The organism is Ignavibacteriales bacterium, assembly GCA_016709155.1.
GTDB lineage: Bacteria > Bacteroidota > Ignavibacteria > Ignavibacteriales > Ignavibacteriaceae > JADJEI01.
Window position 1 is genome coordinate 1,417,105 of sequence record JADJEI010000001.1, and the last position, 20,581, is coordinate 1,437,685.

General features: G+C 35.6%; 16 protein-coding genes. 6 read left to right on the forward strand and 10 right to left on the reverse strand.

What is annotated here, in order from left to right:
* Positions 1–9: 9 nt before the first annotated feature.
* The 3 genes from IPH11_06910 to IPH11_06920 form a co-directional block, all read right to left on the reverse strand.
* Entirely contained in the window at positions 10–567 is a 558-nt protein-coding gene (locus IPH11_06910; GenBank protein ID MBK6913389.1) for a LemA family protein, read from the reverse strand.
* Between the two features lie 41 nt (positions 568–608).
* Positions 609–995 carry a zf-TFIIB domain-containing protein gene (locus tag IPH11_06915; protein ID MBK6913390.1) on the reverse strand — a complete coding sequence of 129 codons (387 nt, stop codon included), beginning with the start codon at positions 993–995 and terminating at the stop codon, positions 609–611.
* A 490-nt stretch (positions 996–1,485) separates the two neighbouring features.
* Positions 1,486–2,796 carry a citrate (Si)-synthase gene (locus tag IPH11_06920; GenBank protein ID MBK6913391.1) on the reverse strand — a complete coding sequence of 437 codons (1,311 nt, stop codon included), beginning with the start codon at positions 2,794–2,796 and terminating at the stop codon, positions 1,486–1,488.
* Positions 2,797–3,140: 344 nt separating this feature from the next.
* Between IPH11_06920 and IPH11_06925 the strand changes: the two genes are divergently transcribed.
* Together IPH11_06925 and IPH11_06930 are read left to right on the forward strand one after the other, a co-directional pair.
* A complete protein-coding gene (locus tag IPH11_06925; protein MBK6913392.1) occupies positions 3,141–5,885 on the forward strand; it encodes an insulinase family protein in 2,745 nt (914 codons plus the stop codon).
* A gap of 376 nt (positions 5,886–6,261) precedes the next feature.
* Entirely contained in the window at positions 6,262–7,116 is an 855-nt protein-coding gene (locus IPH11_06930; protein MBK6913393.1) for a c-type cytochrome, read from the forward strand.
* Positions 7,117–7,198: 82 nt separating this feature from the next.
* On the opposite strand, the gene IPH11_06935 is transcribed toward IPH11_06930, so the two are convergent.
* Together IPH11_06935 and IPH11_06940 are read right to left on the reverse strand one after the other, a co-directional pair.
* The gene (locus tag IPH11_06935; GenBank protein ID MBK6913394.1) at positions 7,199–7,459 is read right to left on the reverse strand and encodes a hypothetical protein; all 261 of its coding nucleotides are present in this window, start codon (positions 7,457–7,459) and stop codon (positions 7,199–7,201) included.
* Positions 7,460–7,806: 347 nt separating this feature from the next.
* Entirely contained in the window at positions 7,807–8,400 is a 594-nt protein-coding gene (locus IPH11_06940; GenBank protein ID MBK6913395.1) for a hypothetical protein, read from the reverse strand.
* Between the two features lie 247 nt (positions 8,401–8,647).
* Between IPH11_06940 and IPH11_06945 the strand changes: the two genes are divergently transcribed.
* Both IPH11_06945 and IPH11_06950 read left to right on the forward strand, forming a co-directional pair.
* Positions 8,648–10,672 (forward strand): PAS domain S-box protein, encoded by a 2,025-nt coding sequence (locus IPH11_06945; GenBank protein MBK6913396.1) that lies wholly within the window; start codon positions 8,648–8,650, stop codon positions 10,670–10,672.
* Positions 10,669–12,030, forward strand: coding sequence for a sigma-54-dependent Fis family transcriptional regulator (locus tag IPH11_06950; protein ID MBK6913397.1), 1,362 nt, complete (start codon positions 10,669–10,671; stop codon positions 12,028–12,030). Before IPH11_06945 ends, IPH11_06950 begins: the two co-directional genes overlap by 4 nt.
* Positions 12,031–12,068: 38 nt before the next feature.
* Here the strand turns inward: IPH11_06950 and IPH11_06955 are convergent, their stop codons facing one another.
* The 3 genes from IPH11_06955 to IPH11_06965 form a co-directional block, all read right to left on the reverse strand.
* Positions 12,069–13,172 (reverse strand): hypothetical protein, encoded by a 1,104-nt coding sequence (locus IPH11_06955; protein ID MBK6913398.1) that lies wholly within the window; start codon positions 13,170–13,172, stop codon positions 12,069–12,071.
* A 40-nt stretch (positions 13,173–13,212) separates the two neighbouring features.
* Positions 13,213–13,590, reverse strand: coding sequence for a hypothetical protein (locus IPH11_06960; GenBank protein ID MBK6913399.1), 378 nt, complete (start codon positions 13,588–13,590; stop codon positions 13,213–13,215).
* A 130-nt stretch (positions 13,591–13,720) separates the two neighbouring features.
* On the reverse strand, positions 13,721–15,100 hold the full coding sequence (locus IPH11_06965; GenBank protein MBK6913400.1) for a HAMP domain-containing histidine kinase: 1,380 nt from the start codon (positions 15,098–15,100) through the stop codon (positions 13,721–13,723).
* A 234-nt stretch (positions 15,101–15,334) separates the two neighbouring features.
* Between IPH11_06965 and IPH11_06970 the strand changes: the two genes are divergently transcribed.
* A complete protein-coding gene (locus IPH11_06970) occupies positions 15,335–15,808 on the forward strand; it encodes a YbaK/EbsC family protein (GenBank protein MBK6913401.1) in 474 nt (157 codons plus the stop codon).
* Positions 15,809–15,965: 157 nt separating this feature from the next.
* Entirely contained in the window at positions 15,966–18,002 is a 2,037-nt protein-coding gene (locus IPH11_06975; protein ID MBK6913402.1) for a M13 family metallopeptidase, read from the forward strand.
* A 230-nt stretch (positions 18,003–18,232) separates the two neighbouring features.
* On the opposite strand, the gene IPH11_06980 is transcribed toward IPH11_06975, so the two are convergent.
* Positions 18,233–18,697 carry a TerB family tellurite resistance protein gene (locus tag IPH11_06980; protein MBK6913403.1) on the reverse strand — a complete coding sequence of 155 codons (465 nt, stop codon included), beginning with the start codon at positions 18,695–18,697 and terminating at the stop codon, positions 18,233–18,235.
* A complete protein-coding gene (malQ, locus tag IPH11_06985) occupies positions 18,697–20,238 on the reverse strand; it encodes a 4-alpha-glucanotransferase (protein MBK6913404.1) in 1,542 nt (513 codons plus the stop codon). Before malQ ends, IPH11_06980 begins: the two co-directional genes overlap by 1 nt.
* Between the last annotated feature and the right edge of the window lie 343 nt (positions 20,239–20,581).

Genomic DNA, 20,581 nt, shown 5'->3' on the forward strand with positions numbered 1-20,581 from the left:
GTATTTGTATTAGGAGAAACTTACTTTCGGGACTTCTTTTTCTTTAACATCTTCAACCTGGAAAAATTCTTCCGTTTTGAAATTGAACATACCCGCAATAATATTTGAAGGAAACATTTGGATTTTATTATTGAAAGTTAATACCTGATCATTGTATGATTGGCGTGCAAAAGAAATTTTATTTTCAGTGGAAGTTAGTTCTTCCTGAAGCGCAAGGAAATTCTGGTTAGCTTTAAGGTCGGGGTAATTTTCAACCTGCACACGGAGCTGTCCGAGCGCGCCGCTAAGCATATTTTCTGCGGAGGCTTTTTCTCCCACAGTTTGTGCATCCATCGCCTGACTTCGATACTTGGTAATGTTTTCCATTATCTGACGCTCATGCGTCATATAACCTTTTACAGTTTCGATAAGGTTGGGGATTAGATCATGTCTTCTTTTTAATTGAACATCAATTTGCGCCCAGGCATTTTTAACCTGGTTTCTTAAACCGACCAACGAGTTGTATATCGAAATAAAAAACATTGCAATCAAGAATATGACGCCGAGAAATACTATAAAGTAAATCATCTTTTTCTCCTTTTATTTTTATTAGAAATATTTTTCAATGACTAAATCCGTGATTTGAAAATTTCTTTTAATAATGTTATCATTTTATCATCCTCCTTTAGAGAAGCCGCACATAAAATTTTTTCCAGCTCACCCTTATCAAACCAAAGTCCATGATCGTTGGGGCATTTATCAATAATAATATTTGTATTTACTGCTTCAACTTTCAACATTTTTTTTCTGCAAGCCGGACATTTGTATTTTTTTTCTTTTACTTTGTTATTTACTCTGAATGAATTTAAAAGTCTATTTCGCTCATCTTCATTTTCAATTAACATTTCCAATTCACCACCATCAAGCCAAATGCCCCCGCAGTTGAAGCAACTATCTATTTCAACCTGGTTCAGTTCAAGTATTACCATCGGATCTTTACAAACAGGACAGTTCATATTTTATTCTATTTTGAAATTTTATTTCGGGTAAAATAATATTTATTAAGGAATAATCATTTAGGTAAGAACTTTTATAAAATTTTCTCAAGTTTTTCCAAAAGGTTGTTCAAAGCAAAATAGTTTGGCGCAATATTTAGTTCTCTCTGCATTACGAGTAGAGAATGAGATTAGAAATATTATTATATGCTCTCACATTTTTGTATGAAGCCTCTACTTAAAATGTACCCCCATGTACTGGACAGCATACTAAGATAATTTAATGTGTTATTGTTATTTATATAAAAATCCTTCTCAATACAATTCAATTTTAATTTATTTTACTGATATTAAAATTATTTTGGACAGCTGTGATTTCGATTAGGAAATTACAATTAGGGATATGTGAATAGATAAATAAAATGCATCCCAAAATCTCTACTTTAACCTGCGATCAAAAAAAAGACGCACCGTGATTGATGCGTCTTTTGTTTTTATTATTTACAACCAATTAACTTTTTATGCCTGCAATATCTTCAAGCATTTTTGTAGTTAAGGATTTTGGTCTTTCAATTGGATAGCCGAGTGCTCTATCCCAAATTATGTTTGCACAAACGCCGAGCGCTCTGCCAACACCAAAAAGTACTGTGTAGAAGTCGTATTCTTTAACGCCGTAATACCATTGAATAACGCCTGACTGTGCATCAACATTAGGCCACGGGTCTTTTGCTTTTCCCTGTTCGAGTAATACAGGAGGGGTTACTTTGTAAATTAAATCAACATACCTGAACAATGGATCATCTTTTAAATGCTTCAGGCAGAATTCGCGTTGAGCAATATAACGGGGATCTGTTTTTCTTAATACAGCGTGTCCGTAACCGGGAACGACCTGTCCGCTTTTCAAAGTATCCCAAACGAATTGTCTCATCTCTGCTTCGGTAGGAACTTTGCCGCCCATCTTCTGATAAACATCCTGAATCCATCTTAACACTTCCTGATTCGCAAGTCCGTGAAGCGGTCCTGCTAATCCATTTATCATTGCAGAGATTGCATAATAAATATCGGACAAAGCGCTTGACACGAGATGACCAGTGTGAGCACTAACGTTTCCGCTTTCGTGGTCACTGTGCAGAATAAAATAAAGTCTTGATACATCATCGTAAGGATTTTTAATTCCCATCATGTGAGCAAAGTTTGCACCGAAATCCATTTTGGGATCTGGAGCAATGATATCGCCGTTCTTGTATTTCCATCTGTAGATAAAAGCAGCAATCTGTGGAATTTTTGCAAGCAGGTTTATTGCGTCTTCATAAGTGGGGTCCCAATAATCATTTTTCTTTAAATGACCTTCGCTATATTTCTGAGCAAACAACGAGTCTTTCTGCATTGATAAAATAGCAGTTGAGAACATAACCATCGGATGTGAATCCTTTGGCATAGCTTTGATAATATTGAAAACATAATCAGGAACATGCTGACGATCATTGAATTCTTTTTTTATTTCTTCGATGTCTTTCTGCGTCGGGATATCACCTGTTAACAGCATATAAAAGAATCCTTCGACTGAAGGCATTTCACCCCCTGCTGCTTTAGGAAGCTTTTCGAGAACTTCAGGAATTGTTAATCCGCGGAATCGTATTCCTTCATTTGGATCGAGATAGGAAACATCTGTTACAAGTGATTTAACATCTCTTGCACCGCCAATTGCCTGCCCGATGTTTACTTCACCAATTTTAACATTGCCATACTCCTTTAATAATCTTTGGGTTCTTGGACGCCAGGCTTCAATTTTTTTAAATAATTTTTCTTTGATATTAGACATTTATACCTCCGAGGTTATTTTGTTTTTCGTTTAATTGGATGGGTGACATTGTTGATTAACCCTAAATCTGAATAGGCTTTTTGAAGAGATCACATCGCTGCAATCTTTATTAAGATTTGAATCATTACAGGACCTTGAAATCATTAGAAATCCCCTTCCAGAAATTTATAAGTCCAATTTTTTTTTAATAATTGCTTTATTAAAATATTTACACTACAAACTTAGCACCTTTTTTTAATTATAAAAAGACAATCTTCCGTTCATCAATATTATTTTCCGATTACGGCTTGAACAGAGTAAATTTGAATACAAAAAGACTAAAATTTTAATTGAAAGGAAAGATGATGCGTAATATATTTTTTCTCTTATTCATATTTATGCTCGCAATTCAGATTTCTGCCCAGCAAACAAGCGCAGAATTACTGAAAGGCATTGATATTAAATATGAAAAATTTGTATTGGATAATGGACTGACACTGATTGTTCACGAAGATCACAAGGCGCCGATCGTTGCAGTGAACATCTGGTATCACGTTGGTTCAAAAAACGAGAAAAAGGGTAAAACCGGTTTCGCTCATTTGTTCGAGCATTTAATGTTCAACGGCAGTGAGAATTATGATAATGATTACTTCCAGGAAATGGAAAAAATCGGTGCGACCGATCTTAACGGAACTACGAACGAAGACCGTACAAATTATTTTGAAAATGTACCAACTTCTGCAAGTGATATTGCTCTATGGATGGAATCGGACAGGATGGGGCATCTCATCGGCGCAATTACTCAGGCAAAACTTGATGAACAGCGAGGTGTGGTTCAAAATGAAAAACGACAGGGTGAAAATGAGCCTTATGGCGGCGTGTGGGAATTGATTACCCGCGCAACTTATCCTGCAGGACATCCATATTCGTGGTCAGTAATTGGTTCCATGGAAGATTTGAATGCCGCTTCACTCGAAGATGTTCAGGAGTGGTTTAAAACTTCTTACGGTGCTGCAAACGCTGTTATTGTTGTTGCTGGTGATATTGATTCAAAAGCGGCTCTGGAAAAAGTAAATAAATATTTTGGCGATATTCCTTCCGGTCCCCCGATTTCTAAACACGATGTTTGGATTGCAAAAAGAACAGGCGAGCAAAGAGAAATCATGCAGGATCGCGTACCACAGTCGAGAATATTTAAAGTTTGGAATGTGCCCGAGTGGGGAAGCAAAGAAGGCACCGATCTTGATCTTTTAACCGACATTCTTTCTTCCGGGAAAACTTCACGGCTTTTTAAGCGATTAGTTTATGAGGAACAAATTGCTACAAATGTTTCTTCTTATGTTGACTTAAAAGAAATTGCCGGGCAGTTTTATATTGATGTAACTGCTAAACCCGGACAGGATTTAAAAAAGATTGAACAAATAATTGATGAAGAATTAAATAAAATAATTACCGAAGGTCCAAGTGAAAAAGAATTAGAAAGAGTAAAGACACAGTACTTCTCAAGATTTATCCGGGGCAGTGAACGCATTGGCGGCTTTGGCGGCAAGTCCGATATTCTTGCTTCAAATATGACTTACGGCGGAACTCCTGATTATTATAAAACCACACTGCAGCAAATCTCCAAAGCAACTGTTTCGGGAATTAAAAACACAGCAGCAAAATGGCTGAGTGATGGAGTTTACGTTCTCGAAGTTCACCCATTCCCCGAATATACAGTAATGGATGCGGGTGCAGATAGAACAAAACTGCCTGAAACCGGCGAAGCTCCCGAAGTTAAATTCCCGGAAATTCAGCGCACAACTTTATCAAACGGATTGAAAATAGTTTTAGCCGAGCGTCATTCGATTCCTGTTGTAAATTTTAATATGATTTTTGATGCCGGCTATGCTGCTGATCAGTTTACAAATCCGGGAACTTCAAAGTTAGTAATGGATATGCTTGATGAAGGGACTAAAACTAAATCGTCTCTTGAGATTAGTGAAGAGCTGAATATGCTTGGTGCCAATATAAACAGCGGATCATCGCTTGATAATTCAAGTGTTTCGCTCTCTTCTCTGAAAGCAAACCTTGACGGCTCGCTTAAAATTTTTGCAGACGTAATTCTTAACCCATCCTTCCCCGAAAACGAATTGAGTAGATTGAAGAAACAATTACTCGCTACGATTCAACGGGAAAAAGTAACTCCGATACAAATGGCACTTCGCGTTTTTCCAAAACTTTTATATGGCGAAGGTCATGCTTATGGCAATCCACTTACAGGATCAGGAACAGAGGCATCGGTAGAGAAAATCACAAAAGATGATTTAATGAAATTTCATAAAGACTGGATTGTCCCCAACAATGCAACTCTCGTTGTTGTTGGTGATATTACTTTAAATGAAGTTAAATCAAAACTTGAAAACCTTTTTAAAGATTGGAAAAGCCAAAGCACCCCCGAAAAAAATATCAGCGTCGTTGATGATAATTTAAAACCCACTGTTTATATAATGGATAGACCTGGTTCGCAGCAATCATTAATTCTTGCATCAAGCATTGCCCCCAAAAGGTCTTCGGAAGATGAAATAGCAGTTCAAACTGCAAATAATATTCTTGGCGGACAGTTTACTTCAAGAGTTAACATGAATCTTCGTGAAGATAAACATTGGTCTTATGGTGCCTCTACCTTCATAATGGGGACTAAAACACAAAGACCGTTTATTGTTTATGCTCCTGTTCAGACTGATAAAACAAAAGAATCAATGTCCGAAATAAAAAAAGAACTGACGAATGTACTTGGCGAAAAGCCAATTTCGCTAGAAGAATTTGAAAAGGATAAAAAGAATCAAATATTAAGTTTGCCGGGAAGCTGGGAAACGATGGGCTCGGTTGGTGGTTCGCTTTCAGAGATTGTTGTTTACAATCTTCCTGATGATTACTTCGCGAAATATTCCTCAAACGTTGCGTCATTAAATTTAAATGAAGTAAAAGATTCTGCCGGCAAATTTGTTAAGCCGGCAAATCTTATTTGGGTTGTAGTTGGCGATAGAAGTAAAATTGAGGAAGGTGTAAAAAGTCTTGGCTTCGGCGAAATCAAATATATTGATGGCGATGGAAATATAATTCAATAAAGTATTTTTTATATCTAATATTAAAGCCGGCATTGTCCGGCTTTTATATTATTAATGAAGACTTCTGAGAAGCTGAGACCGGATGGTCATGCTGATGGCATTGCCATCGGAGTGGAAATATACTAAATCTAAATTTTTTAAAAGTTTCTAATTATGAACATCGTTCTGTGTAGTTATTTAAAATTTTAGCTTTTGAATGCAATAGTACTTAGCTTGTGTGAATAGAACTTCACAAAGACTAAAATTGATTCTCTTAATTGAGAAGCCAAAGTAAGCGAAATACCGCTTTTAACTAATAATAATAAGATTTTTATTGGCACAATCGTTGGAAGTTCTTAAGTGTTTTAATTTATTAACCAAAATATTAGAGGCAAAAATGAAAATTATATATTCAATTCTTGGCGTTTTAATGTTGTCTTTTATCGTTGTTAGTTGCAGTGATAACACAACAGATCCTGTTGCACCAACTCCTTATGAGTTAGCAAGTGCTTCAATGGGTGGTATTATGTATGATAATTTTTTCTCAACTGAAGCTGGTTTTGATACTCTTAATCCAAATTATGCAAACTTCAAAGCACACGGAGATTTCTTCCGTTGTAAACAATGCCATGCCTGGGATCGTTTAGGTCGTGAAGGTTCTTATATCAGTAGAGCACCTAAAACAAGTAGACCAAATATTGCACCTGTAAACTTATTTTTAGCTTTACAGGCAGATGATCCGCAAGAAATTTTTGACGACATTAAAAATTCTGTTGGAAGAAGAGATCTTGCTTTTGATTTAACTACTTATGACCCGACAACGAACTTTACAGAAGGCGATAAAATGCCGAATTACTCACAAGTTTTAACAGACACTCAAATTTGGGATTTGGTAAAATTCTTAAAGGAAGGGGCAATTGATGTAACTCAGCTTTATGATTATACAACAAGCGGAAGTTATCCAACAGGAACAATTACTTATTCAAACATTGGTAAGGATGGCAATGCAACAAACGGTAAAACTTTTTTCGCTACCGAATGCGCTGGCTGTCATGGAACTGACGGTAAAACCTTAGAACTTGAGGGAATGTCTGTCGGGCAATTCTTACGCAGCAAGCCAAATGAAGTTCAACAGAAAGTGAAGTTTGGTGCACTAGGAACTGCTATGCCCGGTCATTTTGATATTACTGTAGCTCAGATGAAAGATCTTTATAAAGCATTAACAGACACAACTGCTTTCCCTGATTTATAATTTTCATTTATCATCCTCTCTTATAAAAAAACCGCTCAATCATTTGAGCGGTTTTTTAATTAAACATCTAAATTAAAGTTGGCTAATAGATGTAGATATAAATATCATTGTCAAAATTGTTTATTATTTCCCCATCCCTTTTCATTCCGTACTCTTCAATAAAATAGCGCTCGATTGAATAAGCATCAAGAAGGGTATCAACTTTCCATTGCTTGCATTTTGATTTGCCTGATTTTTCTAAACTTACTAAATCAGGTTTGTCGGAGATACCTATGCTGTGATTCTTAAGTGCATCACTAAATGTTTTGTAAATGTTGTACGTTATAGATGATATTGCTTCCATAAACGTTCCTTAAAATATTCGCTTTGATCTGCCATAAATCGTACCAACAAAACTGATGTTGAAATGATTCAATTTTTAACAACTTCCTGCTCCAAGAAATAAAAAATGGAATAAATTACCTGTAAAGACAATCCTGTTGAAGCGATTAGTTGCTGACTGATGAATAATTCAAAGCTGGTAAAAAACAATAATAGTAGTGTACTCAAAAGTTGGATTCAAAAAGTCTCGCGGGAAAATGGGAGGGTTAAATTATTTTTTTTTGCATTTTTTTTCGTATAGAATTTATTGATTTATGATTGCTTAATAGAATTGAGACGGCAATTTCTTACCGTCTCAGTATTTTTTCATTAACCTTTTCTACCCTTTCTTTCACCCTTCGGACCGGTTCCATCACAGTTAGGAGTTCCACTGCCCGAGCCATATCCGGTTCCGTCTTTTGGACCGATCCCGCTATTGCCTGTTCCATCATTTGGTCCCCACTTATGTCCACCTTTACCAGATGAGTTGTTTGATCCGTATTTCATTTGTCTCCCCGTTCCATCATTCGGGCGAACGAAATCAGAATCCTGCCCATTTGGAATACCATCGCCATCAGAATCAACAGCGTTATCATTTATACCATCTCCATTTAAGTCAATGAATCCTTTGCTGCCGCTATTCCCATTTTTAATTTTTGCGCCGGAATAATCTTTATCACGACCGTTTGGAATGCCATCGCTGTCAGCATCAGGCGCATTGTCATTAAAACCATCATTATTCAAATCAACAAACCGATTACTGTGCTGTTGGGTTTGAGTTTGAACTTCATTTTGAGTTTGAACTTTGATTTGATTTTGGTTTTGATCTTTTGTTTCCTCGTTCTGTGCATTTATCGAGGGTGAAGAAAAAATCATCGCTGTCAGTGCAACAAGCACCGCGAAAATATTTTTCTGATTTTTCATTTTAAGAACTCCTTTTGTTTAATGAATAATTCAGTCGGGATATTCCAATTGTTGTGCCAAAGGGAGTGGGTGTTTTTTTTCTTTATATTGGGGAAAAATAAAATCAATTAAAAATAAATACGACTTTACTGACGTAAATGATCGTCAATAAAGACGAGTGTTATATCGAATCGAAAGCAGAAATATTGAATCATACAAGCGCACATTTACTCCTTCTTGAAGTACTAATTAATAAGTAATTTTAAATATGAAGTTAAAATTTAAACTGCGTCCTGCCGTCGTTGTTTCCATAACAGCTATCATTGGAATTGTGATGATTGCCTCCGCTTATATTGAACTTCAGGAAAGCAAAAAGGAAATCTTTCAACTATTATTTGAGCACTCCTCATCGCTTTTAGAAACCATTGTACAAAGCAGTAAGAACGCACTAAATTCAGGCAGCGAAATAGAAACGCTGCTTACTGAAAAACTGCTCGATAATGCAAGATTAATAAAACAGCTTGACAATCTTAATCTGCTTACAAATGAAAAACTAAGAGAACTTGCTTCGACAAACAATCTTTTCCGAATTAATATTTTTAATAAAAGCGGAAATAGAATAATGACCAGCAGAGTCCCCGAACCTGATCATCCTCATGGAGAGTTTAATGTTAATCGTTTCGATGAGCTTGAACCTATTCTATCCGGGCGGCAAAGTGAGTTGATAATTGGGATTAAAAATGCGGAATATACAGATGAACAGCGGTTTGCAGTTGCCGTAAAAAGAACTGGAGGCGGGGCTATTGTTATAAACCTTGATGCTAAAGAGTTTCTTGAATTCAGAAAAAAAATCGGTATCGGCAAAATTGTTCGGGACATTTCGGATAACCATGGGATCGAATTCATTGTGCTTCAAGATAGTCTTGGAATCCTTGCAGCAAGTGCAGACGTTGACTCAATTTCTTCTGTTGAAGAGGATATGTTTATTGCACACTCCCTTAATAGCGATTCTGTAAGGACGCGTGTGATTGAGTATAACAAGAAAAATATTTATGAAGTCACAAAACGATTGGTCATTGACGGTGAAACAATTGGAATATTTCGGCTGGGTATTAGTATGGAAGACATCGAACGAGTCGAACAAAGGATGATCAGAAGGTTAGTAATTATTTCTCTAATTCTAATGGCTATTTCGGTAATTGTTTTGAGTATAATATTTACCTCGCAGACCCTCAAAGCCGTATCAACTGAATTTGATAAATTCAAAACTACCGCTTCTTCTGTGCTGGAAAATATGGGTGATGCAGTAGTTGTAATAGACAGTAATGATAAAATAACTTTGTTCAATAAATCGGCTGAAAAATTATTCGATAAATTTTCCTCCAAAGTAATTGGTACCGAGATTTCAAATTTGTTCGGTGAAAATTACAGTTTGATCAAAAATAATATTATCTCCTCATCAGATTCCCCAATTTATTTTGAACAAATACTAACCATTTCTTCCGAAAGTAAATATTTATCTTTTAGTATCACTAAAAATAAATCAACCCGGGGCTCACCCGATAATTTTACTCTGGTAATAAAAGATTTGACTACAATTAGGAAGCTTGAAGAACAGGCTAAGCGAAACGAAAAACTTTCTGCAATGGGGGAGCTTGCCTCAGGTGTTGCTCACGAAATACGAAATCCGATTAATGCAATAGGGATGATTGCACAAAGATTGAATAAAGAATTTTCACCCGCCTCGGATGCAGCTGAATATCATAAGATCAATCAATTGCTTAAATCGGAAGTTGATCGTATAAATAAAATAATTACTCAATTTCTTAATTATGCGCGGCCGGTTGAAATCCGGAAAAGTAAAATTGATGCAAAAATTTTTATTGGTGATTTGTTCTCTCTATTTCAACATCAAGCAAAAGTTAAAAACATAAATTTTATAAGCGGAACAATCGACTCGTTTATTTTTAATATTGATGCTGAGTTAATGAAGCAAGCGTTGATTAATATTTTACAGAATGCCTTCGAAGCAACCGAGCAAAATGGTACTGTTAAAGTTGAATCTTATAAAGAGAGTACTAATGCTATTATTACAATTTCAGATACTGGAATAGGCATCTTCGAAAAAAATTTAAAAAAAATATTTGATCTTTACTTTACTACTAAAAAAGACGGCAACGGACTTGGATTAAGTATTACTCAAAAAATAATTTCCCAGCACAATGGAAGTATTGAATTATTAAGCGAAGAAAATATTGGAACAACATTTAAAATTATTTTACCACTCTTATGAAAAACTACAACATATTAATTATTGACGACGAATCTATCCAACGGGAGATATTAGCTGGCTATTTAAAGAAAAAAGGGTATAAAATATTTTCTGCTTCATCCGGTGAAGAAGGAATAGCAATCGTAAAAAATAATTTGATTGACATTGTGCTTTCTGATTTTAAGATGCCTGATAAAACCGGATTTGAAGTATTAGAAGAAATCAAACTGTTAAATCCCGAAATTAATTTTATAATGATTACTGCTTATGGAACAATTCAAAATGCAGTGCAAGCAATGAGGGCAGGTGCTTATGACTACCTTTCCAAGCCCGTTGATCTTGATGAACTTGATCTTATGCTGGAACGAATATTTGAACATCAAAAATTAAAATCAGAAAACGTTTACTTAAAAACCCAGCTTCAGGGAAAATATAAAATCTCTTCATTAATTTCTCACTCACCAAAGATGGAGGAAGTGATAAGCATTGCAGCGCGTGTAGCAGACAGCAAAGCTACTGTACTCATCACAGGCGAAAATGGAACAGGAAAAGAAGTGCTTGCAAAAGCTATTCATTATATAAGCCCGAGGAAGGATGGTCCATTTGTCCCTGTAAATATTCCTGCATTATCCGAAAGCCTGCTCGAAAGTGAACTGTTCGGACATGAAAAAGGTGCGTTTACAGGTGCTGAAAAAATGAGAATTGGACGTTTTGAAACTGCAGATAAAGGGACGATCTTTTTAGATGAGATCGGCGATATTCCTCTTTCAATTCAGGTTAAATTACTGCGGGTTTTACAGGAGCATCAAATAGAAAGGGTGGGTGGTGCATCCCCAATTGAAATTGATGTTAGAATTATTGCAGCTACGAATCAAAATCTTGAGAAGAAAATTCTCGATGGTACATTTCGGGAAGATCTTTTTTACAGACTTAATATAGTGGCTATTAAGATTCCGCCGCTTCGAGATCGAAGGGAAGATATTCTTCCACTTGCGGAATATTTTATGGAGAAGTATCGCCTTGAAAATGCTAAGGAAAAGTTTGAACTTTCTAAAGAAGCTGCGGATGTATTACTAAAGTACAGTTATCCCGGAAATGTTCGTGAACTTGAAAACATTATTGAACGCGCCGTAGTATTAGCGCGTGGTAATTTCATTAACCAATCTGACCTGCCGGGAAACGTAAGAGGCTATCTCCCTGAATTCGAATTACCCCAACCTGGTTCGGGAGAATTGAACGAACAAGTGGAAGCGTTAGAAAAAAGATTGATTTTTGATGCGTTAAAAGAATCGAAAGGTAACCAAACAAAAGCCGGCAAGCTGCTCGGAATTACTGAGAGGAATCTTCGCTATAAATTGAAGAAGTATAATATCAAATAGATTATCCGTCGCATCTAAATTTATTTCTGCACGATTTACTAAAATCCCCATTCAATCGAGATCGAAAATAAATTATTATCGAAGTTATAGTAATAGTCGTTGGAATTATTTTTAATGTAATTCCAATTCAACAGCAAATTGAATCCACTAAGGATTGAAGATAAATTAAAATCAATTGAGGAGCCGAATGAATATTTGTCGTCTTCACGTTGATTGCTAAGATTTGTTCCGTCAGCAAGTGCGATAGGAAGACCTGGGAAATAGCTGCTCTCATAATTTATTTCAGCTTTAAATAAAATTGTTGGAGTAATTAATTGAGAAATTGTAGAACCAACTTCGTATCCTTCGCTTGAATAAATATCATTAAAAATTTCTTCTTCATATAAAACATAATCTCCGGATTTTGTAACTCTTGATCCATCACTAAAATTTTTTCTGTACGATAAAAATCCGGACAGCCCTGTACTTGGTGTAATAGGCAAACCTGCTTGAAAATAAAAGCTTAATTGAGAACTTGAGTTTATTGAATTCTCTTCCGTCAAGGTTTCTAAATAATTTTTATTGTCAAACTCAACACCACCAAGTAATGCAAGATTATTATCAAAATTAAAAGTACCTTTTAAGAAAATTTTATTTTCGAGATGTGAAAAAACAGGAAAACTTTTATAATCATTTTTATTAAAAATATATCCGCCAATAATTCTATTATACTCATTAAGTGACTGACTGTAATTAGCGTAGAACGAAAGCTGGGTGAAATCATAAATTGTGTAATCATCACGGTTTTGACGTTGAGTATAATTTGCCCCGATGTTTAATGGATTCCCTTCTTCAGAAAAAAGATAGGTTTCAACCATTCCAAATTTATGTGTAGTGAAATTTTTGTTCTGATTTTCATTATAAAAACCGATCCCGCCCAAATAATAAAATTCAAAGTTGTTTTGCTCTGTTTCGATATCATAACCAACTGATGGGGAAAAATAATTCACAAAATCAGAGACAGCAGTATAATTGTTAAAAATATTGTCATCATAATATGAATTGAGATAGGCTGATAAAGATAACTGTCCATAACTATTGCCCAGGGGCAAAAGCAATAATAGAAAGCATAATTTATAATTAATTAAATATTTGAATTTCATTTTAAAATAATTTTACGGATTTGGACTAATTAAAAATCTTTCATCCACCCTGACCCTGCCCGTTGTTATTGTTGTTGCCGCCGCGTCCGCTTTGTTTATTTTGATATCTTTTCCGAATTTTTGAAAAGCTCATCCCGGAAACGCGGTTATCATTTATTCCATCACCATCCTTATCAACAAACACATCTTTTTTCCTTTTTGATTTATCGGTCAAGAGAGATTGATCGGATTGGCTAAACCCATTTTTATTTCCTGGTTCGATGCTATTTCTATTTTTTAATTGATCTTGATCCTGAACTTGAACTTGATCTTGATCTTGATCCTGAACTTTGTCCTTCTGCTTTGTGCTGTCATCAACCTGGGCAGTTAAATAACCGGCAGAAAGAAATATTAGCGATATGATAATTATATTTTTCATTTACTGTTTTAAATGAATTAAAACCAAACACTGTGCCAGTGATTATTATTCAATTATTCAATATTTTATTTAAACTATGGGAAGGAAAAGACGAAGTAGAAACAGAATGCCGACTATAAAGTCGAAAAATTTAATAGGGGAAAAATATGATGAAGCACGTTCCGGGTCTTTCCTTAGAACCAAGTGAGGAAGGACTTTCGAAACTGATTGTGCCGTTGTGTTTATCAATGACTTCTTTCACAACCGACAATCCAAGCCCTACCCCTTCAAAAGAATTTAGGGGAATGTTTGATGCTCGATAGAATTGAGTAAATATTTTGTCTTTTTCTTTTTGAGGAATACCGATTCCATTATCGCAAATTTTTAGTAGTATTCCGTTGTCGTTGCCATCAATAGAAATTACAATTGAACCTTCGCTGCCAACATACTTAACAGCATTGCCTATAAGATTAGAGATGGCAATTTCAATTAAGAATTTATCTCCGTTAAAATTTTTGAATATGCTTCTATGATCATCAACAGTAATCGCGATATCTTTTTGCCGGGCTAATTCTACTGCGTTGGAAACTAATGAATCAACAACTTGCTTAATATCAATTTCTTCTTTAATAATTTCGTCCTGAAGCTTCATTCTTGAAATTTTCAGGATGTTATTTGTAAGTCTGATAGCTTCATCGGTTCGAATTTTTGCACGCTCAAGCTTTTCTTCAACTTTCTCATTCAGCGGACCAACAAATTTTTGAAGTACGAGGTCAAGATAGGATTGAATTGCAGCTATTGGAGTTTTGATTTCGTGAATAATGCCGACAATATATTTTTGCTTCTGAATTTCAGCAGCATTTAAATCATCGATAGATTTATAAAGCTGCTGCTCTCTTTTGTAAAGCTGCTTCGCAATCCAATTTGCAATCAGCACACTTGTAAAAATTACAAATGAAAAAATCATCACAAACAGCAGCACATAATTTGATTGATAAACGAGGTGGGTGCTTGCTAACCCGGAAATATGATAGTGAGTAATTTGAGAATAGTACTCAAAATAAATTAAAAGAGAAAACGTTATGACAACTAATCCGGCTATTGAATAAATAACAAACCCCGGCAGGATTAAACTTCCAATAACAATATGAAATACAGAAATAAAACAAATTGGTGTTTCTGCTCCGCCGGTAAAACGAAAAAGAAATACCAGCGCTGTCAAATCAAAAAGCATTTGCAGTAAAGAGAGGTGTAATGGATTAAAGCCATAAGGTTGGGGTTTTAAAAATCGTCTAATCCAGTGTAAGAAAATATTATAGAGTAAAATTATTCCCGAAAGGATAAGTAATGCGTTATACTGATAACTACTCAAATCAAACCGAAGCACAAATTGTACAAAGTTGATAAAGACAAGCAGCAAAAGCACTGCACCATAACGAAGTTTGATGAGCCAAAGATTACGCCGGCGAATTGCTTGCCAGAATTCGTCATAATGATGCGTCCATTCAGGAACGAGATTACCTAATTTCATTTTATGCTTAATGATAAAATATTTTTTTGTTAAACTACTGACATTTACATTTTCTATCAAATTAGCTTGGTTGTCCATCGGAAAATATTAACAAATATTTCAAGTTGAATTTGCAATTACTTCTTCTTACATTTTACGGAACGAAAAAACACCTTAAGACGATTTTCTTTCTTATGCCTTAAGATGTATGGATAAAATATTTTAATATTACTAAACCATACTAACGAGGTTAATATGCCGCTTACAAAACTCAAAAAATATCTTGATGAAAATAAAATCAAGTATATTATAATTTCGCATTCCTCGGCTTACACAGCCCAGGAAATTGCAGCTCGTGCGCACATTCGTGGAAGGGAACTTGCTAAAACTGTTTTACTAAAAATTGATGGGAAAATGGTGATGGCGGTTTTACCTGCGTCGTACAAAATTAACTTCGAGCAGCTTGCTAAAGAATTAAATTCTTCCAATGTCAGACTTGCATACGAGCAGGAGTTTATGGATAGATTTCCTGATTGCGAAATTGGTGCTATGCCTCCATTCGGTAATCTTTATGGGATGGAAGTGTTCGTTGCGAAAAGTTTGATGCAGGATGAAGAAATATCCTTTAATGCTTGCTCGCATACAGAACTTATTAAACTGTCGTTAAAAGATTTTGTATCGTTGGTAAAACCAAAAATAATTCAGTTCTCGGTTCAATCTAAAATCTGATTGATTATTATTGCTTACTAACCCGCAAAATTATTTTGATTATTTTATTGGCAGAATAAACTATCCTGACTTTTACTTACCGTTTATCAAATATCTTTGCTTAAATTTTCAGTAGTACTTTAATTTGTAATTAAAAATAATATCAATAAGGAGTCGTATGAAAAATCGTTCATTATTTTTTATAATGTTCTTATCCATTGTGTTGATTGTACAAAACTTTGCACAAATAAGCGGTGACAAATCAAAAACACTTGATCCGCAAAATATTGATTCATCAGTTAAACCAGGAGATAATTTTTATGAATACGCTTCGGGCAATTGGCTGAAAAATAACCCCATCCCTGATGAATACAGCAGGTGGGGAAGCTTTGAAATACTAACCGAAGAAAACTATAAAATCTTAAAGCAAATTCTCGAAGAAGCATCAGTATCAAATGCACCGCTTGGAAGTGTGCAGCAGAAAATTGGTGATTATTGCTTTGCGGGAATGGATACTGCTTCAATTGAATCTTTAGGTATTAATGCTATTTCAAATTATTTAGAAAAGATTCAAAACATCAATTCAGAGGAGAATTTAGTAGAAGTAATTTCAGAAATGCATGTGAATGGTCAAAATCCGTTATTCAATTTTTTTGTCTCTGCTGATGCAAAAAACAGTTCGATGGTAATTTCACAATTATTTCAGGGCGGGTTGGGGTTGCCCGATCGTGACTATTATTTAAAGGATGATGATCGTTCGAAAGAAATTAGAGAAAGATATGCATTGCACATTTCAAAAATGTTCAGCCTTTCCGGCAGCGATGAGTCAACAGCTCATAACGCTGCTGCGGTCATCATGAAAATTGAAACTCGCTTAGCGGAAAACTCAATGGATCGAGTAGCAATGCGCGATCCAAATTTAACTTACAACAAAATGACTTTTGCTGATGTAAAAAATCTTGCTTCAGGATTTGATTGGGATTTGTACTTTAATTTTACCGGAGTAAATGATCCCGGTGATATAAATGTCGGGCAGCCGGATTTCTTTAAGGAAATTGGAAGCATGATGAATGAAGTTTCACTGGATGACTGGAAAATTTATTTAAGATGGAATTTGTTAAGAGGAACTGCAAATTTGTTGAGCAGTGATTTTGTGAACGAAAGATTTGACTTCACAGGAAAATTTCTTAATGGTCAAAAAGCAATGCAGCCTCGATGGAAAAGAATTCTTCAATCAACAAACTTTGCACTTGGTGAAGCACTTGGAAAACTTTTTGTAGAAAAAACTTTTCCGCCTGAAGCAAAACAAAAAGCGCTTCAAATTGTGAACAACCTTCTTGAAGCAATGGGGGATAGAATTAACAATCTTGAATGGATGAGTGATGAAACGAAAAAACAAGCGATGATAAAATTGGATGCGTTTAATGTAAAGATCGGTTATCCGGATAAATGGAAAGATTATTCTGATTTGAAAGTGACCCGAAATTCTTTCGTTGAAAATTTGATGGAAGCAAACCGATTTCAATTTAAAAAAGATCTTGAAAAAATCGGCAAACCTGTTGATAAAACTGAATGGCTGATGAATCCGCAAACTGTGAATGCATATTATGAACCTACAAAGAATGAAATTGTTTTTCCGGCTGCAATTCTTCAACCTCCATTTTTTGATCCCGAAGCTGATGATGCAATTAATTACGGCGCAATGGGCGGGGTTATCGGTCACGAAGTAACGCACGGTTTTGATGACGAAGGAAAACAGTACGACGCTGAAGGCAATATCCGGAATTGGTGGACGTCGGAAGACGAAGCGAAATTTAATGAGCGCGCTCAGGTTATGATCAATCAATACAATTCATTTATGCCCATTGATACAAACAGAATAAACGGCGCATTAACTCAAGGCGAGAACATTGCCGATCTTGGCGGCTTAAATGTTGCTTTTACTGCATTCAAAAAAACAGAACAGTTCAATGAAAATAAATTGATTGATGGATTTACACCCTCCCAAAGATTTTTCCTTTCGTGGGCAAATGTTTGGAAAAATAATATCCGCGATCAGGCTTTACTGCTGAGATTAAAAACAGATCCGCACTCGCCGGGAAAGTTTCGCGTACTTGGACCACTTAGCAACATTCCTGAATTTTGGGATGCGTTTGATATTAAACCAGGTGAGCCAATGAGAAACGAAGGCGATAAGCTTGTAAAAATTTGGTGACATATTTATTCGTAGACGCTGTTTCAAAGGAGTCATTACACGGCAATGCTATCGGAATCTTATATTTTAGATTTATCCGGTATTAAGGAGGCTGTCTCAAAAGTCTCATTTTGTCATCCTGAGCTTGTCGAAGGATGAGCTTGTCGAAGGATGATGGCATTGCCACTGAGTGTGACAGTAAAAATTACTTTTAAGACAGCCTCGACAAAATTGAACCTTGCGGACTGTCTCTACATTTTTAATTCTTTTTTTACTATTATTTTTGAATCTATCATATCACGATGCTCAAGGTTGAGCATCGTGGTAATTTTTCTGATTAAGCCTTCCTCGTGCGCATCTATTTTACCATCAATAAAGATTAGCTTCCATAAATTTTTCAACAGTTCAAACTTTTCTTCATTTGAAAAATGCTGATTTATTGTATCTGTGAATTCGTAAAGGCTGATACTTTCTTTTACTTCCGACTCTGAAAGTTTTAATAGCTCATTTACAGATTCATCATCGAGTAGAAAAATATTTTTCATTGTTTCAAAAATGTGGCTGCGTTCTTCTTCGGTAAAATTCAAATCTGATTTTGCCATTTCAAGGAACAATGCGCACGTAGCTATTTGAATTTTATTATCTTCTTTTTCACTAACAGAATTAACGCCGCTTATATTTTTGCCGAGTAAAATATTTTTAATGTAGTCAAACATCATTCTTCCTCAACTTTAATTTCTTCATCTTTTTCCGTTTTGGGTTTTGGCGGACGCTCGTAAAGCTCAGCAAGTTTTTTCAAAGATGCCGGAAGAAATTCCGGAATTTGATTCCAGGTAAAACGCCAGCTCCAATTCCCGCCAAGTTTTCCGGGAAAATTCATTCTTGCTTCACCGCCAAGATTTAAAATATCCTGCATTGGAATTATAACGATGTTTGCAACTGAAGCATAAGCTGCACGAATAAGATTAGCAGTGATATCATCACTTTGAATGTTAAGATAATTTTTCACATGATCGTAAATATCTCTTCTTTCAATTTTTGCCTTTTCAAAATAAGCACGGGTAGTATCGTTATCGTGTGAACCGGTGTAAACAACACAATTGGAAACAAAATTATGCGGCAGAAATTTCGTCTCCATCTTTTCGCCAAAAGCAAACTGAAGAATTTTCATTCCGGGGAAATTAAATTTATCGCGGAGTGCTTCAACTGATTTTGTAATTACACCAAGATCTTCTGCAAGAATCGGAATCTCACCAAGATGTTTGCTTATAGAATTAAAAAGTTTTTCACCGGGAGCTTTTACCCACCGCCCATTAACGGCAGTTATTGCATCCCCCTGAACTTCCCAATAAGCATCAAGCCCCCTGAAATGATCAATGCGAATAATGTCTATCAGTTCAAGCAGACCTTTAAATCTTTTCCTCCACCAAAGAAAATCATCTTTCTCCATTTCCTTCCAGCGGTAAAGCGGATTTCCCCAAAGCTGTCCGGTTGGCGAAAAATAATCCGGCGGAACACCGGCAACTGTTTCAAGTTTGCCTTCTTCATTAACAGTGAATAAATTTTTATTAGCCCATAGATCAGCGCTGTCATAAGCAATGTAGATAGGCATATCGCCGATTATTTTTATTCCTTTTGTGTTCGCATAATTTTTAACAGCTTTCCACTGTTTGAAAAATTGAAATTGAATAAATTTTTGATAAAGAATATCATCTGCAAGTTTTATCTGCCATTCTTTTAATGCGGATGCTTCACGAAGAACCAAATCTTTCTCCCAGTTTGTCCAAAGCCCGCCGCCATGAAATTCCTTAGCTGCCATAAACAAACTAAAATCCTCCAGCCAACCGGAATGATCTTCACAAAATTTATTGAACTCATCTGCCTGCTTGTTTTTATTTTTTTTGAAATTTTGAAATGCTGAGAAAAGCAGATTTTTCTTAAAATTAATTATCCCGCCATATTCTATTTGATGCGGATCAAATTTCGGATAGGATATTTGTTCGGCAGTCAGCAATCCTTCCTCAAAAAGTTTTTCGGGACTAATCAAGATTGGATTGCCTGCGAATGCAGAGAAACATTGGTAGGGGGAATCGCCATAGCCGGTTGGACCTAACGGAAAAACCTGCCAGAGTGTTTGCCCGGAGGTTTCAAGAAAATCAATAAAATTTAAACACTCTTTACCAAGATCACCAATTCCAAATTTGCCCGGAAGCGAGGTGGGGTGAAGAAGAATTCCTGCTGATCGGTTAAAATTCATGTGAAGCCTTATTATTTTGAAAATAAAATTAAGAAATAAAGGTGGGAAATAGAAAGTCCCGCTTTTTTGGCGGGACTTTTTTGAAGCAGGCAGAAATCTATCCAGCTGTTATTGTGAAAACACGGCAGAGACAACCAGAGCCTCAAACTGCTTAGGCAATTCTATAAATTAATGATTATTAATTCAACGGACTTTTCCGTACGGTCAAAAATTTCCCCTTTAATATTTGATCTTCTTTAAGAAAAGTATTGATCAGCTTAGTATAAATGAAATCCGGTGTACAACGGATTGCATCGGGGATACGCCGGATGTCGCCAGAATACACCGGACGTTATCGGGGGTA